Genomic DNA, 16,494 nt, shown 5'->3' with positions numbered 1-16,494 from the left:
GCTCCGCCGTCGGGGTCAAAAGAATGTGGTTAAGGTAGCGGTAAACGCGCCAGGTCGCAACGTTGACTTATCTGCTTGTGCAAAAGAAAAGGGCCGGAATCCGGCCCTTTTTTGCATCAGGAGACATTACTCGTCAGCGTCATCCGCTACATCATCGTCAGTGTCGGCTTCCGGCGCGATATCATCATCGCCTTCCGCAACGCTACCGTCGATGGAATCGAGCTCTTCGTCATCCACCGGCTCAGCAACGCGCTGCAGACCCACCACGTTTTCATCTTCCGCTGTACGGATGAGGATCACGCCCTGGGTGTTACGCCCCACCACGCTGATCTCAGAGACGCGGGTACGCACCAGCGTACCGGCATCGGTGATCATCATGATCTGGTCGGCATCGTCTACCTGCACCGCGCCCACAACGGAACCGTTGCGCTCGGTCACTTTGATAGAGATAACGCCCTGCGTGCCGCGAGACTTGGTTGGGTATTCCCCTTCCGCCGTACGTTTACCGTAACCATTCTGCGTCACGGTCAGGATAGCCCCTTCACCGCGCGGAATAATCAGAGAAACAACGCTGTCTTCGCCAGCCAGTTTGATACCACGAACGCCCGTAGCGGTACGACCCATTGCACGAACGGCGTTCTCTTTAAAGCGCACCACTTTACCGGCCGCAGAGAACAGCATCACTTCATCAGAACCGGAGGTCAGATCCACACCGATCAGCTCGTCGCCTTCGTTCAGGTTCACCGCGATGATCCCGGCAGAACGTGGGCGGCTGAACTCGGTCAGCGCGGTTTTCTTCACGGTACCGCTGGCGGTCGCCATAAAGACGTTCACGCCCTCTTCGTACTCGCGTACCGGCAGGATGGCGGTGATACGTTCATTCGCTTCCAGCGGCAGCAGGTTAACGATTGGACGGCCACGCGCGCCACGGCTCGCTTCCGGCAGCTGATAGACTTTCATCCAGTACAGACGACCGCGGCTGGAGAAGCAGAGGATCGTGTCATGGGTGTTCGCCACCAGCAGGCGGTCAATAAAGTCTTCTTCTTTAATACGTGCCGCAGATTTGCCTTTACCGCCACGACGCTGTGCTTCGTAGTCGGTTAGCGGCTGATACTTCACATAGCCCTGGTGAGACAGGGTGACCACCACGTCTTCGCGGTTGATCAGATCTTCAATGTTGATATCAGAGCTGTTCGCGGTGATTTCGGTGCGGCGCGCATCGCCGAACTGATCGCGGACCAGCTCCAGCTCTTCACGGATCACTTCCATCAGACGCTCTGCGCTGCCCAGGATATGCAGCAGTTCAGCAATCTGTTCCAGCAGCTCTTTGTATTCGTCGAGCAGTTTTTCGTGCTCAAGGCCGGTCAGTTTCTGCAGACGCAGATCCAGAATCGCCTGAGCCTGCTGTTCAGTCAGGTAATACTGACCGTCACGCACGCCGAATTCAGGTTCCAGCCACTCAGGACGCGCTGCGTCATCGCCCGCACGTTCCAGCATCGCGGCGACGTTACCCAGATCCCACGGACGGGAAATCAGGGCGGCTTTCGCCTCCGCCGGGGTTGGCGCACGACGGATCAGTTCGATGATCGGGTCGATGTTGGCCAGCGCAACCGCCAGCGCTTCAAGAATGTGCGCACGGTCGCGCGCTTTGCGCAGTTCGAAGATGGTACGACGGGTCACCACTTCACGGCGGTGACGCACGAACGCGCTCAGGATCTCTTTCAGGTTCATGATCTTCGGCTGACCATGGTGCAGCGCAACCATGTTGATACCGAAGGAAACCTGAAGCTGAGTCTGGGAGTACAGGTTGTTCAGCACAACCTCACCCACCGCGTCGCGTTTGATCTCAATCACGATGCGCATACCGTCTTTGTCAGACTCGTCACGCAGCGCGCTGATGCCTTCAACGCGTTTTTCTTTTACCAGCTCGGCGATTTTTTCAATCAGACGCGCTTTGTTCACCTGATACGGGATCTCGTGAACAATGATGGTTTCACGGCCGGTTTTAGCGTCCGCTTCCACTTCGGCGCGGGCACGGATGTAAATCTTGCCGCGGCCGGTGCGGTACGCTTCTTCAATACCGCGACGACCGTTGATAATCGCCGCCGTTGGGAAGTCCGGACCCGGGATGTGTTCCATCAGCCCTTCAATGCTGATGTCTTCATCGTCGATATAGGCCAGGCAGCCGTTGATCACTTCGGTGATATTGTGCGGCGGAATGTTGGTTGCCATACCGACCGCGATACCGGAGGAACCGTTAACCAGCAGGTTCGGGATCTTGGTTGGCATCACATCAGGGATGCGCTCGGTGCCGTCGTAGTTATCGACGAAATCAACGGTCTCTTTTTCCAGGTCGGCCATCAGCTCATGAGCGATTTTCGACATACGGATTTCCGTATAACGCATCGCCGCAGCGGAGTCGCCGTCGACTGAACCAAAGTTACCCTGACCATCTACCAGCATGTAACGCAAGGAGAATGGCTGCGCCATACGAACGATGGTGTCATACACGGCGGTATCACCATGCGGGTGATATTTACCGATGACGTCACCGACGACGCGGGCAGATTTTTTATAGGCTTTATTCCAGTCATTGCCCAATACGTTCATGGCGTATAGTACGCGACGGTGTACCGGCTTAAGGCCATCGCGGACGTCCGGCAGCGCACGGCCAACAATGACCGACATCGCATAGTCCAGATAGGAGCTCTTCAGCTCTTCCTCGATGTTAACCGGTGTAATTTCTCTCGCAAGGTCGCTCATCTAACCGCTATCCCTCTACTGTATCCCGGATTCAAAGGTCGCAAATTATAACACAGCCGAGGTGATTGAGGTAAACCTATACGCTTTATTCACGGGGATTGCCTGATATACTCCTTTGTCTTGCTAAATAAGGAGTAAAAGCGCCCATGAATGCCGAAAAATCCCCGGTGGTTCACAACGTTGACCACGAAGAGATTGCCAAATTTGAAGCGGTGGCGTCCCGCTGGTGGGATCTCGAAGGTGAGTTCAAACCGCTGCATCGCATTAACCCGCTGCGTCTGGGCTATATCGCGGAGCGTTCCGGCGGTCTGTTCGGTAAGAAAGTGCTCGACGTCGGCTGCGGCGGCGGCATCCTGGCTGAGAGCATGGCGCGCGAAGGGGCGAATGTTACGGGCCTGGATATGGGCTTTGAACCGCTGCAGGTGGCCCGCCTTCACGCGCTGGAGTCCGGCATTCAGGTGGAATACGTGCAGGAAACCGTGGAAGAGCACGCGGCAAAACACGCCCATCAGTACGATGTGGTGACCTGCATGGAGATGCTGGAGCACGTTCCCGATCCGCAGTCGGTGGTGCACGCCTGTGCAAAACTGGTGAAACCGGGCGGCCAGGTCTTCTTCTCAACCATCAACCGTAACGGTAAAGCCTGGCTGATGGCCGTTGTCGGCGCGGAGTATGTGCTGCGCATGGTGCCGAAAGGGACGCACGACGTGAAGAAATTCATCAAGCCTGCGGAGTTGTTAAGCTGGGTTGACCAGACGTGGCTCAAAGAGCAGCACATCACCGGCCTGCACTACAATCCGTTGACCGATAAATTCAAGCTTGCACCGGGCGTAGATGTTAACTATATGTTGCATACCACCGCCAAAAACGACTAACGTCATTCGTTATTCTTATAAAGATTGCGCGACATCATGTTGCGCAATTCTGACCTCCCGTTGAAGAAATCAGCACTCGATCAAATTTTGAATTTTTTTTCTTAATTATTGACATGTCTTCCAGGCCTTATGGTACGAGGACTTAGCCTTTTTTACCCTTTCACAACCTCAATTTAACGCCAAAATCAACCCTTGTGCTGAAAAGATTCGATACTAGAATACTCACCATATAGCGTTTTTCTTATCGCAAACCCCCTACATGTAGTATTTATCCACAGAGTTAGTCACAAGGCGGATCTGTGGATAAACGGGGGATATTTTTTATTTCACGGACAGGTAAAACCCACATGAATCAGAGTCTGCTGGTGACAAAGCGCGACGGTACTACCGAGCGTATCAATCTGGACAAAATCCATCGAGTTCTCGACTGGGCAGCAGAAGGACTGAACAACGTATCTATCTCCCAGGTTGAACTGCGTTCCCACATTCAGTTCTACGACGGCATCAAAACGTCTGATATCCACGAAACAATCATTAAAGCAGCGGCAGACCTCATCTCCCGCGAAGCACCGGATTATCAGTACCTCGCTGCACGTCTGGCGATTTTCCACCTGCGTAAAAAAGCCTACGGCCAGTTTGAGCCGCCGAAGCTTTACGATCACGTAGTGAAAATGGTTGAGCTGGGCAAATACGACACGCATCTGCTGGAAGACTATACGGAAGAAGAGTTCGAGCAGATGAACGGGTTTATCGATCACTGGCGCGACATGAACTTCTCCTACGCGGCGGTGAAGCAGCTCGAAGGCAAATACCTGGTTCAGAACCGTGTAACCGGTGAGATCTACGAAAGCGCCCAGTTCCTCTATATTCTGGTGGCCGCCTGCCTGTTCTCTAACTACCCGCGTGACACCCGTCTGGAATACGTAAAGCGTTTCTACGATGCGGTATCCACGTTCAAAATTTCTCTGCCGACGCCAATCATGTCTGGCGTGCGTACCCCAACCCGTCAGTTCAGCTCCTGCGTACTGATCGAGTGTGGTGACAGCCTGGATTCCATCAACGCCACCTCCAGCGCCATCGTGAAATACGTCTCCCAGCGTGCCGGTATCGGCATCAACGCCGGTCGCATCCGTGCGCTGGGCAGCCCGATTCGCGGCGGTGAAGCGTTCCACACCGGCTGTATCCCGTTCTATAAACACTTCCAGACGGCAGTAAAATCCTGCTCTCAGGGCGGCGTGCGCGGCGGTGCTGCGACCCTGTTCTACCCAATGTGGCACCTGGAAGTGGAAAGCCTGCTGGTTCTGAAAAACAACCGCGGCGTGGAAGGCAACCGCGTGCGTCACATGGACTACGGCGTGCAGATCAACAAGCTGATGTACACCCGTCTGCTGAAAGGCGAAGACATCACCCTGTTCAGCCCGTCAGACGTTCCGGGCCTGTATGACGCGTTCTTTGCCGATCAGGACGAGTTCGAGCGTCTGTACACCAAATACGAAAAAGACGACAGCATCCGCAAGCAGCGCGTGAAGGCGGTAGACCTGTTCTCCCTGATGATGCAGGAACGTGCCTCTACCGGCCGTATCTACATCCAGAACGTGGACCACTGCAACACCCACAGCCCGTTTGATCCAGTAGTTGCGCCAGTGCGCCAGTCTAACCTGTGCCTGGAGATCGCCCTGCCGACCAAACCGCTGGAAGACGTGAACGACGAAAACGGTGAAATCGCGCTGTGTACGCTTTCCGCGTTCAACCTGGGCGCAATTAAGAGCCTGGACGAGCTGGAAGAGCTGGCGGTGCTGGCGGTTCGCGCGCTCGACGCTCTGCTGGACTACCAGGATTACCCAATCCCGGCCGCTAAACGCGGTGCAATGGGCCGCCGTACCCTGGGTATCGGCGTGATCAACTTCGCCTACTGGCTGGCGAAAAACGGCAAGCGTTACTCCGACGGCAGCGCTAACAACCTGACGCACCAGACGTTCGAAGCGATTCAGTACTACCTGATGAAAGCCTCTAACGAGCTGGCGAAAGAGCAAGGCGCGTGCCCGTGGTTCAACGAAACCACCTACGCGAAAGGCATTCTGCCAATCGATACCTACAAGAAAGACCTGGATGCGATCGTCAGCGAACCGCTGCATCTCGACTGGGAAGGCCTGCGCGAGTCCATCAAGACCCATGGCCTGCGTAACTCCACGCTCTCTGCCCTGATGCCGTCCGAGACCTCTTCGCAGATCTCTAACGCCACCAACGGTATTGAACCGCCGCGCGGCCACGTGAGCATCAAAGCGTCGAAAGACGGCGTGCTGCGTCAGGTGGTACCGGATTACGAAACGCTGGGTAATAACTACGAGCTGCTGTGGGAAATGCCGAACAACGACGGCTACCTGCAGCTGGTGGGTATCATGCAGAAGTTTATCGACCAGTCGATCTCTGCCAATACCAACTATGACCCGACGCGCTTCCCGTCCGGCAAGGTACCGATGCAGCAGCTGCTGAAAGACCTGCTCACCGCCTACAAATTTGGCGTGAAAACGCTGTACTATCACAACACCCGTGACGGTGCGGAAGACGCGCAGGACGACATGGTACCGTCAATTCAGGACGATGGCTGCGAAAGCGGCGCATGTAAGATCTAATGAAGGGCGGGGATATCCCCGCCTTTATTTCGTAAGACAGGACACACTCATGGCATATACCACCTTTTCACAGACGAAAAACGACCAGCTCAAAGAGCCGATGTTCTTCGGCCAGCCGGTCAACGTGGCACGCTACGATCAGCAAAAATATGACATCTTCGAAAAGCTGATTGAAAAGCAACTCTCCTTCTTCTGGCGCCCGGAAGAAGTGGACGTCTCCCGCGACCGTATTGACTACCAGTCGCTGCCGGATCACGAAAAACATATCTTCATCAGCAACCTGAAGTACCAGACGCTGCTGGACTCCATTCAGGGTCGAAGCCCGAACGTGGCGCTGCTGCCGCTGATCTCCATTCCTGAGCTGGAAACCTGGGTGGAAACCTGGGCGTTCTCCGAGACGATCCACTCCCGCTCTTACACCCACATCATCCGCAACATCGTGAACGATCCGGCTGTGGTGTTTGACGATATCGTCACCAACGAGCAGATCCAGAAGCGCGCGGAAGGCATTGCCCACTACTACGACGAGCTGATCGAGATGACCAGCTACTGGCATTTGCTGGGCGAAGGTACGCACAACGTGAACGGTAAAACCATCACCGTGAACCTGCGCGCGCTGAAAAAACAGCTGTACCTGTGCCTGATGAGCGTCAACGCGCTGGAAGCGATCCGCTTCTACGTGAGCTTCGCCTGCTCCTTCGCCTTTGCAGAGCGCAAGCTGATGGAAGGCAACGCCAAAATCATTCGTCTGATCGCCCGCGATGAAGCCCTGCACCTGACCGGTACCCAGCACATGCTGAACCTGCTGCGCAGCGGGACGGACGATCCGGAGATGGCGGAAATTGCCGAAGAGTGCAAGCAGGAGTGCTACGACCTGTTCGTGCTGGCGGCTCAGCAGGAGAAAGAGTGGGCAGACTACCTGTTCCGCGACGGCTCCATGATTGGCCTGAACAAAGACATTCTGTGCCAGTACGTTGAGTACATCACCAACATCCGCATGCAGGCCGTCGGTCTTGACCTGCCGTTCCAGACGCGCTCTAACCCGATTCCGTGGATCAACACCTGGCTGGTGTCCGATAACGTGCAGGTTGCGCCGCAGGAAGTGGAAGTCAGCTCTTATCTGGTCGGTCAGATTGATTCTGAAGTCAACACCGACGACCTGAGCAACTTCCAGCTCTGATGTCACGCGTCACGCTACGTCTTTCCGGCACTGAGGTACTGTGTCGGGAGGAGCACCCTTCTCTGCTGGTGGCGCTTGAGGCGCATCAGGTAGAAGTAGAGTACCAGTGTCGTTCCGGCTACTGCGGCTCCTGCCGCTGCCGTCTGGTCGCCGGCCAGGTGGACTGGCTGACCGAGCCGCTGGCCTTTATCAACGAAGGGGAAATTTTGCCCTGCTGCTGCCGGGCAAAAGGTGATATAGAGATCGAAATGTGATGTTGTCCTTATCCCCTCTCCCGGTGGGAGAGGGTTAGGGTGAGGGTATCAGGCCGCAGAGCCTGATTGTCGGGTGGCGGCTTCGCCTTACCCGACCTGCCAAACCTACTTCCGGTGAACGAATTCGACCGCTTTATCCGGGAAATCCGTAAACAGTCCGTCCACGCCCGCCTGGTTATACAACACCTCATAAAGCTGATTCACGTCCGTGGCATACGGCGGCAGCTGGTCTGCACGCACGGTATACGGATGCACCTGCATCTTGCTGGCGTGCGCCTCTTTCACCATCGCCGTCAGCTTCACGTGGCCCGGCGTTGAGCCTTCCGCCACCAGCATGTGGTAATCCGGCCCGATGCCGTCGGCGTACTGCGCAATCTGCTTCATCGCGCCCGGCTTAAACATCCAGTCGTAGCTGTAGTTCACCCACTTGCCGTCCGGCTGCTTCTCCTGGGTTTCATTCCAGTCGGTATAGGCAATCAGCTGCACCAGATTGAGGTTCATCCCCATCTTCGGCTCCAGCTCGGTTTTGATGCGCTTCAGCTCGGCGGCGTCAAAACACTGCAGGTAGACTTTGTCCTTCTTGCTGGTGTAGCCGTACTGTTTCAGCACCTCCAGCGTCTTCGCGGCAATGTCTTTGCCTTCCTGATGGTGGAACCACGGCGCTTTGATCTCCGGGTAGATGCCGATATTTTTACCGGTTGAGTGGTTCAGCCCCTGAACAAACTCAATCTCTTCCTGGAAGGTATGGATCCGGAAGTCAGACTTGCCCATCGGGAAACGTCCCGGATAGACCTGCACCTTCTTGCCGTTTTCAATCTCAAAGCCTTCGGTAAACTTCAGGGAACGGATCTCCGCCAGCGTGAAATCAATGGCGTAGTAGCGACCATCTTTGCGCGCGCGGTCCGGGAAACGCTCCGCCACGTCCGTCACGCGGTCCAGATAGTGGTCATGCAGGACGACCAGCTGGTCGTCCTTGGTCATTACCAGATCCTGCTCCAGATAATCCGCGCCCTGGGCATAGGCCATCGCTTTCGCCGGGAGCGTATGCTCCGGCAGATAGCCGCTGGCGCCGCGGTGGGCGATAACGATTTTATCCGCCGCCAGCGCGGAGCCTGTCATCAGGCCCGCCAGCAGCAGGCCGGTTGTTACGTAAGATAATTTCATCGCAATGCTCCTTATTGACGACGCGCCAGCACTTCCGCGTGGTGACGTTTCTCACCGATCATGACCACAATGAGCAGCAGTACCGCCAGCACGCTGCCGCCGATCATCACCATAAACCCGCCGTCCCAGCCGAAGAAGTCTACGGTGTAGCCCACGATGGCGCTCGCCGCGACCGAACCGCCCAGGTAGCCGAACAGACCGGTAAAGCCTGCCGCCGTGCCTGCCGCTTTTTTCGGCGCCAGTTCCAGCGCGTGCAGGCCGATCAGCATTACCGGACCATAAATCAGGAAGCCGATAACGATCATGCAGGCCATGTCTACTGATGGGTTGCCCGGCGGGTTGAGCCAGTAAACGACGGTCGCGATGGTGACCAGGGTCATAAAGAACACGCCCGTCGCGCCGCGGTTGCCTTTAAACACCTTGTCCGACATCCAGCCGCAAAGCAGCGTGCCCGGGATCCCGGCATATTCATACAGGAAATAGGCCCAGGACGATTTATCCAGCGCGAAGTGCTTCACCTCTTTCAGGTAGGTCGGGGACCAGTCCAGAATGCCGTAGCGCAGCAGGTAAACGAACACGTTCGCCACCGCGATGTACCACAGCAGCTTGTTCGGCAGGACGTACTTCATGAAGATCTGTTTTGCGGTCAGCTCTTCTTCGTGCTCCTTGCTGTAATCATCCGGATAGTCGTTTTTGTACTCTTCAATCGGCGGCAGGCCGCAGGATTGCGGCGTATCGCGCATCAGCGCGAAGGCGATAATCGCCACGACGATGGCGCCAAAGGCAGGCATATAGAGCGCAGCGTGCCAGTCGTTGAACCAGGCCATCCCCAGCAGGAACAGCAGCGGCGGGATACCGCCACCGACGTTATGCGCGCAGTTCCACACCGACACGATGCCGCCGCGTTCCTTCTGCGACCACCAGTGCACCATGGTACGTCCGCACGGCGGCCACCCCATCCCCTGGAACCAGCCGCAGAGGAACAGCAGCACGAACATGACGGCGATGCTGGAGGTTGCCCACGGCACAAAGCCCATGAACAGCATGACCGCAGCCGCCAGGATCAGGCCGGCGGGCAGGAACACGCGCGGATTCGAGCGATCCGATACCGACCCCATGATGAATTTGGAAAAACCGTAGGCGATTGAGATCCCCGACAGCGCGAACCCCAGATCGCCGCGGGAGAAGCCCTGCTCCACCAGATACGGCATGGCGAGCGCGAAGTTTTTACGTACAAGGTAGTACGCCGCGTACCCGAAGAAGATCCCCAGGAAAATTTGCCAGCGCAGACGGCGGTATAGCGGATCAATTTCTGCCTCTGGCAGACGCGCCCTGTGCGGCGCAGGTTTGAAGATACTGAGCATAACAGCCTCCGTGGCCTTGAATTGAATGGGCAGGTGGCTCGCACCTGAATTCCAGAGGCGGGGATGTTAAGAAATCACGGTGATTGTTACTGTGAATCAACGCACAGATTGTTACAGAAATATGACAGAATGCGCAAAAAAGCGCATGAAATCACGCTCCAGTTTCGAATTTCGCGCGTTTATGTTCGAAATCAAACAAACCACACTATTGATATGGCTAAATGATAAAAAAACGAACATAGAGGGTAAACAATGACCATTCACGATCCTCGCTACAGCGATGTGATAATCATTGGCGGTGGCGCAACCGGCGCCGGGATCGCACGCGACTGCGCCCTTCGCGGCTTAAGCGTCACGCTGCTGGAGCGCCACGATATCGCCACGGGCGCAACCGGGCGTAACCATGGCCTGCTGCACAGCGGCGCGCGGTATGCGGTTACCGACGGTGAATCCGCACGCGAATGTATTGCTGAAAACCAGATCCTCAAGCGTATCGCCCGCCACTGCATTGAGCCGACCGACGGCCTCTTTATTACTCTTCCCGAAGATGACCTCGCCTTTCAGGACACCTTTATTACCGCCTGCACTGCGGCGGGCATTCAGGCTGAGGCCATGGACCCGGCGCTGGCGCGGCGGCTGGAACCGTCGGTTAACCCGGCGCTTATCGGCGCGGTGAAAGTGCCTGACGGCACCGTTGACCCCTTCCGCCTGACCGCCGCCAATATGCTGGACGCCCGCGAGCATGGCGCGCAAATCCTGACCGGGCACGAAGTGACCGGGCTTATCCGTGAAGGTCATCGTATCTGCGGCGTGCGGATCCTTGATACGCAATATAACGAACACAGCGAGCTGTATGCCGCCGTGGTGGTTAACGCGGCGGGGATCTGGGGGCAGCGCATCGCGGAATACGCGGACCTGTCGGTGCGCATGTTCCCGGCGAAAGGCTCGCTGCTGATCCTCGACCACCGTATCAATAACCACGTGATCAACCGCTGCCGCAAACCGTCTGATGCCGATATCCTCGTCCCGGGCGACACCATTTCGTTAATCGGTACCACCTCAACCCACGTCGACTACAGCGAGATTGACTACAACCGCGTGACCGCCGAAGAGGTCGACGTCCTGCTGCGCGAAGGGGAAAAACTGGCCCCGGTGATGGCGCAGACGCGTATTCTGCGCGCCTACGCGGGCGTGCGTCCGCTGGTCGCCAGCGACAACGACCCGAGCGGACGTAACGTCAGCCGGGGCATCGTGCTGCTCGATCACGCCGAGCGCGACGGCATGGACGGGTTTATCACCATCACCGGCGGCAAGCTGATGACCTACCGCCTGATGGCCGAGTGGACGACCGATGCCGTCTGCCGCAAGCTGGGCAATACCGAACGGTGCGTGACGGCAGAACAAGCCCTGCCCGGCTCGCGTCAGTCCACCGAAAAAACGCTGCAAAAAATTATCTCCCTGCCCGCGCCGCTGCGCGGATCCGCTATCTACCGCCACGGCGACAGAACGCCGCAGTGGCTCGGTGAAGGACGCCTGAGCCGCAGCCTGGTGTGCGAGTGTGAAGCCGTCACCGCCGGTGAGGTGCAGTACGCGGTGGAGAGCCTGACGGTCACAAGCCTGCTCGATCTTCGTCGCCGCACCCGCGTGGGAATGGGTACCTGTCAGGGCGAGCTGTGCGCCTGTCGTGCCGCCGGGCTGCTGCAGCGTTTTCACACCACTACCGCCACCCAGTCGCTCGATCAGCTCAGCGCGTTTTTAAACGAGCGCTGGAAAGGCATTCAGCCTGTCGCCTGGGGCGATGCCCTGCGCGAAAGCGAATTTACCCGCTGGGTCTACCAGGGGCTTTGCGGTCTTGAGAAGGAGCAACGCGATGAAATTTGATACCGTAATCGTCGGCGGCGGGCTGGCAGGCCTGCTCTGCGGCATCAAGCTCACGAAGCAGGGGCTGCGCTGCGCCATTATCACCCGGGGCCAGAGCGCCCTGCACTTCTCGTCGGGCTCGCTGGATCTGGTGGACGACGCGTACCGCGATAAGCTGCCGCCGGAGCACCCGTATCACCTGATTGGCGCCCAGCATATTGACCGCTTTGCGCTGGAAACCGAAGCGCTGCTGGCAGACTGCGGCGCGCGTCTGAAGGGAAGCGCCCGGCTCAATCACCAGCGCGTCACGCCGCTCGGCACCCTGCGCTCTGCCTGGCTCAGCCCGGAAGAAGTGCCCGTTGCTCCCTTCAACGCCGCGCGCGTGCGGGTCGTGGGCATTAGCGGCTTTCTGGATTTTCAGCCCCATCTCGCGGCGGCGTCGCTCTGTCGCCAGGGCGTCAATGCCGAAACGGCAGAGATAGAGCTGCCTGAGCTTGATGTCCTGCGCGACAACCCGAGCGAATTTCGCGCGGTGAATATCGCCCGTTTTCTGGATAACGAGGACAAATGGCCGCTGCTGTATGACGCACTCAGACCGCTCAGCGACAGCTGTGACGCCCTGCTGATGCCCGCCTGCTTTGGTTTACGCGACAACCGGCTCTGGCGCTGGCTCTCGGATCGTCTGCCCTGCTCGCTTGGCCTGCTGCCAACCCTGCCCCCTTCCGTCCCCGGCATTCGCCTGCATACCCAGCTCCAGCGCCAGTTTGTCGCGCAGGGCGGCGTGTGGATGGCGGGTGATGAGGTGAAAAAAATCACCCTGACCGACGGCGCGGTCAGCGAAATCTGGACGCGCAACCACGACGATATTCCGCTTCGCGCGCGCTTTACGGTTCTGGCAAGCGGCAGCTTCTTCAGCAACGGGCTGCTGAGCAGCCGGGAGGGCATCCGGGAAGCCATTATGGGGCTGGATGTTCGCCAGCGTGCCTCCCGTGCGGACTGGTATCAAAGTGATTTCTTCTCGCCGCAGCCCTGGCAGCAGTTCGGCGTGATTGTCGATAACCAGCTACATCCGCAACTTTCCGGTAAGCCCGTCAGTAATCTTTTTGCCATCGGCTCGCTGCTGGGCGGGTACGATCCCATTGCCCAGGGATGCGGTGGCGGGGTCTGCGCCGTCACGGCGCTGTATGTGGCAGAGCAGATTAGCCAGCGCACGGAGGCTGAACAATGAACGACACCCGTTTTGAAAGCTGCATTAAATGCACGGTGTGTACCACCGTCTGCCCGGTGAGCGGCGTGAACCCACGCTATCCCGGACCAAAGCAGGCCGGGCCGGACGGCGAGCGTCTGCGCCTGAAGGACGGCAAGCTGTACGACGAGGCGCTGAAATACTGCATCAACTGCAAACGCTGCGAAGCCGCCTGCCCGTCGGACGTTAAAATCGGCGATATTATCCAGCGCGCCCGGGCGCGCTACAGCACGCAAAAGCCGACGCTGCGGGACGCTATTCTGAGCCATACCGATCTGATGGGCAGCGTCTCGACGCCGTTTGCCCCGCTGGTGAATGCCGCGACCTCCCTCAAACCGGTGCGTCAGCTGCTGGATGCCACGCTGAAGATAGACCATCACCGCAGCCTGCCGAAATATTCTCACGGCACCTTCCGCCGCTGGTACAAATCCGTCGCGGCGGAGCAGGCGCAGTACGCCGACCAGGTGGCCTTTTTCCACGGCTGCTATGTGAACTACAACCACCCGCAGCTGGGCAAAGATCTGCTGAAGGTGATGAACGCCATGGGAACGGGCGTTCAGCTGCTGAACAAAGAGAAGTGCTGCGGCGTACCGCTGATCGCCAACGGGTTTACCGATAAAGCGCGCAGGCAGGCTCAGAGCAACGTCACCTCCCTGCGCGAAGCGATTGTCGATAAAGGTATTCCGGTGCTGGCGACCTCGTCCACCTGTACCTTCACCCTGCGCGATGAGTACCCGCATCTGCTGGACGTGGATAATAACGGCCTGCGCGAGCACATCGAGCTGGCGACACGTTTCCTGTGGCGCAAGCTGGACAGCGGACAGACGTTGCCGCTGGGGAAATTGCCCCTGAAAGTGGTGTATCACACGCCGTGTCATATGGAGAAAATGGGCTGGTCGCTCTATACGCTTGAGCTGCTGCGGTTAATTCCGGGCCTGGAGCTGACGGTGCTGGATTCGCGCTGCTGCGGGATTGCGGGAACCTACGGCTTTAAGCGTGAAAACTACGAAACGTCACAGGCGATTGGCGCCCCGCTGTTCCGCCAGATTGAAGAGAGCGGCGCGGATATCGTGGTAACGGACTGCGAAACCTGCAAGTGGCAGATTGAGATGTCCACCAGCAAGCGCTGCGAACATCCAGTCACCCTGCTGGCGAAGGCGCTGGGCTGAACATGGCCGGGGCGAAACGCCCCGGCCATGGTTTTACTCCACGAACAGCGACTCGACAACGTTAATCCAGCCGTGCTCGCTGGCAACCTCTTTGCCATTCAGCCAGCGGCGCAGCATGTTCAACGCCATCATGGCGCAAACCTCCTGACGCACCGCTAGGCTGTGGCGGGTAATGCTCATTTTTACCCGCAGGGCCCAGGTGCCTTCCGGCGTCGCCAGCGCGAAGTTAAGGTGTTCCTCATCCAGCCCCCCGACAAACAGCGCCAGACCGGCAAAATGCTTCACCCTTCTCTCGGAAGCCCAGCGGGCGGTTTGCGCCAGGGTCTCCTGCTGGAACGGCACCACTTCGCTGGCCAGCAGCGGCGCGTTGACGCGCGACAGCTGCAGCGCTAGCAGGCCACCGGTGAACTGCTCGCTTAAGGTCACGCTCAGCTGACGCGACTGCAGATGCGTCGCAATCTGCGCGGGCAGCCCTTCCGTCCCTTCAAAGATCAGGCTTTCGCCCGCCACGCGCTGCACCTCGGGCCACAGGGCCAGCATCGCCTCTTTCTGTTCGGCCGGACCTGTCAGCTTGAGCTCAATGATCGGCATGGAGGAGCGGTAGCCCATGGAGACGCCCGGCGGCAGCGGGAGAGGGTCAAGGCTCTGGGCCAGATCGCTTTCCGAGCGGCCAAAGGTGGTCAGACGCAGACACAGCGGCGGTTCAGGCAGGGTAAAACGATCGCGAAGGCGCGGCAGGATCTGCTGCTCGACCATCACTTTAAATTCTGAGGGCACGCCCGGCGTGAAGAACATCAGGCAGCGGTTCAGCTGCATGGCAAACCCGCACGCGGTACCCACCGGGTTATCGACCAGCTCGGCGCTGGCGGGAATTTCAGCCTGTTTGCGGTTGCTGGGGGCCATGACGCGACCACGTTCGGAGAAAAAGCGCTCCATCTGCGAAAGCCACGCCTCGTGCAGCACCAGCCCTTCGCCTTTTGCGGTCGCGGCGGCCAGCGCGCTGAGATCGTCACCGGTGGGGCCGAGTCCGCCATTCACAATCAGCACGTCGCAGTGTTTGCTGCGCTCGCGCAGAATAGCGACCAGCGACTCAAGATTGTCGCCCACCGTATTGCGGCGCGTTAACGGTAATCCTTGCTCAAAGAAAAGATCGGCAAGCCAGGCAGCATTGGTATCAATAATTTGTCCATGCAGCACTTCGTCGCCGGTGGATAACATCTCCACGTTAATCATTATGTTCTCCCGCTTATTTGGTCAAAACACTATAGCGCAAACGCGGGGTGGAGAAGAGAGAAACTGGCGCGACAGAACGCCGCGCCGGAGTGATTAGAAGCCTGCGCTGACGCCCACGTACGGGCCGTCGGCCAGCGCGTTGTCGCGGTTGCCGTCTTTGCCGGCCAGGTTCAGATAGCGATAGCCCGCTTCGATGGTAATCGGACGCATGATGGTCCAGCGCGCGCCGGCGTTGGCCTCTTCATAGCTTTCGATACCGCTTGAGAGGGAGTCCGGCGAATAGTAGTACTCACCAAACAGGCCGAAGCTGTCGCCAATTTTCCACTGCAGGCCGCCGCCCACTGCCGCCGCGTACCCTTCGTCACCGTCATTTGGGTTGGTGTAGATACCTTTACCGCCGACGGTGGCCAGGAACGGGCCAAGAGGAACGTTCAGACCCAGGCCGAGGCTCGCCGCGTCGCCGTCGTCATCGTTATGCGTCCAGCCGCCGGTCATCGCCAGACCGGAAGTCTCGGTACCCATGCCAAAGCCCAGGTGGGTATAATCCTGACCCGCCGATCCGTTAATGCTGATGGCGTTAGCCGCCGCAGATACAACCATCAGGCCGAAGCCCACGAATGCCACTTTTTTCATTGTCGTGATCCCACACAATTATTATAAAGAAGTCCCAAAACCGCGAGATTTTAACCGGAGTCTTCCGGGGATCAAGCACTCTGCGTGCGGCAGGTCAGTAGATTGTAATTATTTGAAACG

General features: G+C 58.0%; 12 protein-coding genes. 7 read left to right on the top strand and 5 right to left on the bottom strand.

What is annotated here, in order from left to right; all coding sequences use genetic code 11:
- Window positions 1-126: 126 nt before the first annotated feature.
- A complete protein-coding gene (gene gyrA, locus HCH49_RS01480) occupies window positions 127-2,763 on the bottom strand; it encodes a DNA topoisomerase (ATP-hydrolyzing) subunit A (protein ID WP_039263204.1) in 2,637 nt (878 codons plus the stop codon).
- A 146-nt stretch (window positions 2,764-2,909) separates the two neighbouring features.
- Between gyrA and ubiG the strand changes: the two genes are divergently transcribed.
- The 4 genes from ubiG (at window position 2,910) to yfaE (ending at window position 7,705) form a co-directional block, all read left to right on the top strand.
- Complete coding sequence (gene ubiG / locus HCH49_RS01475; protein ID WP_058841537.1) at window positions 2,910-3,638, top strand: bifunctional 2-polyprenyl-6-hydroxyphenol methylase/3-demethylubiquinol 3-O-methyltransferase UbiG; 729 nt, start codon at window positions 2,910-2,912, stop codon at window positions 3,636-3,638.
- A 347-nt stretch (window positions 3,639-3,985) separates the two neighbouring features.
- The gene (nrdA, locus tag HCH49_RS01470; RefSeq protein WP_023312513.1) at window positions 3,986-6,271 is read left to right on the top strand and encodes a class 1a ribonucleoside-diphosphate reductase subunit alpha; all 2,286 of its coding nucleotides are present in this window, start codon (window positions 3,986-3,988) and stop codon (window positions 6,269-6,271) included.
- A gap of 49 nt (window positions 6,272-6,320) precedes the next feature.
- A complete protein-coding gene (nrdB, locus tag HCH49_RS01465) occupies window positions 6,321-7,451 on the top strand; it encodes a class Ia ribonucleoside-diphosphate reductase subunit beta (protein ID WP_023312514.1) in 1,131 nt (376 codons plus the stop codon).
- Window positions 7,451-7,705 (top strand): class I ribonucleotide reductase maintenance protein YfaE, encoded by a 255-nt coding sequence (gene yfaE / locus HCH49_RS01460; protein WP_023294104.1) that lies wholly within the window; start codon window positions 7,451-7,453, stop codon window positions 7,703-7,705. The genes nrdB and yfaE overlap by 1 nt, the downstream gene beginning before the upstream one ends.
- A gap of 105 nt (window positions 7,706-7,810) precedes the next feature.
- Here the strand turns inward: yfaE and glpQ are convergent, their stop codons facing one another.
- The gene (gene glpQ / locus HCH49_RS01455; RefSeq protein WP_221702037.1) at window positions 7,811-8,869 is read right to left on the bottom strand and encodes a glycerophosphodiester phosphodiesterase; all 1,059 of its coding nucleotides are present in this window, start codon (window positions 8,867-8,869) and stop codon (window positions 7,811-7,813) included.
- A gap of 11 nt (window positions 8,870-8,880) precedes the next feature.
- Window positions 8,881-10,233, bottom strand: a complete 1,353-nt coding sequence (gene glpT, locus HCH49_RS01450; RefSeq protein WP_045888627.1) for a glycerol-3-phosphate transporter — start codon at window positions 10,231-10,233, stop codon at window positions 8,881-8,883.
- A 252-nt stretch (window positions 10,234-10,485) separates the two neighbouring features.
- On the opposite strand from glpT, the gene glpA reads away from it, so the two are divergent.
- From glpA to glpC, 3 genes are read left to right on the top strand one after another with little or no spacing between them, the layout of a single operon-like run.
- Window positions 10,486-12,114, top strand: coding sequence for an anaerobic glycerol-3-phosphate dehydrogenase subunit A (gene glpA, locus HCH49_RS01445; RefSeq protein ID WP_167818407.1), 1,629 nt, complete (start codon window positions 10,486-10,488; stop codon window positions 12,112-12,114).
- Window positions 12,104-13,321: a glycerol-3-phosphate dehydrogenase subunit GlpB gene (gene glpB / locus HCH49_RS01440; RefSeq protein WP_143346673.1), complete on the top strand. Its 1,218-nt coding sequence runs from the start codon at window positions 12,104-12,106 to the stop codon at window positions 13,319-13,321. The genes glpA and glpB overlap by 11 nt, the downstream gene beginning before the upstream one ends.
- Window positions 13,318-14,508 carry an anaerobic glycerol-3-phosphate dehydrogenase subunit GlpC gene (gene glpC / locus HCH49_RS01435; RefSeq protein WP_221702035.1) on the top strand — a complete coding sequence of 397 codons (1,191 nt, stop codon included), beginning with the start codon at window positions 13,318-13,320 and terminating at the stop codon, window positions 14,506-14,508. The genes glpB and glpC overlap by 4 nt, the downstream gene beginning before the upstream one ends.
- Before the next feature lie 33 nt (window positions 14,509-14,541).
- On the opposite strand, the gene HCH49_RS01430 is transcribed toward glpC, so the two are convergent.
- Window positions 14,542-15,741: a nicotinamide mononucleotide deamidase-related protein YfaY gene (locus HCH49_RS01430; protein ID WP_221702034.1), complete on the bottom strand. Its 1,200-nt coding sequence runs from the start codon at window positions 15,739-15,741 to the stop codon at window positions 14,542-14,544.
- Between the two features lie 93 nt (window positions 15,742-15,834).
- On the bottom strand, window positions 15,835-16,374 hold the full coding sequence (locus HCH49_RS01425) for a YfaZ family outer membrane protein (RefSeq protein ID WP_045354282.1): 540 nt from the start codon (window positions 16,372-16,374) through the stop codon (window positions 15,835-15,837).
- Window positions 16,375-16,494 lie beyond the last annotated feature (120 nt).

Origin of the sequence: Enterobacter sp. Y17, from assembly GCF_019730495.1 — a bacterium.
GTDB lineage: Bacteria > Pseudomonadota > Gammaproteobacteria > Enterobacterales > Enterobacteriaceae > Enterobacter > Enterobacter asburiae_B.
Note: the sequence above shows the minus strand (reverse complement) of the source record. Positions and strands in the feature narration are given on the sequence as shown.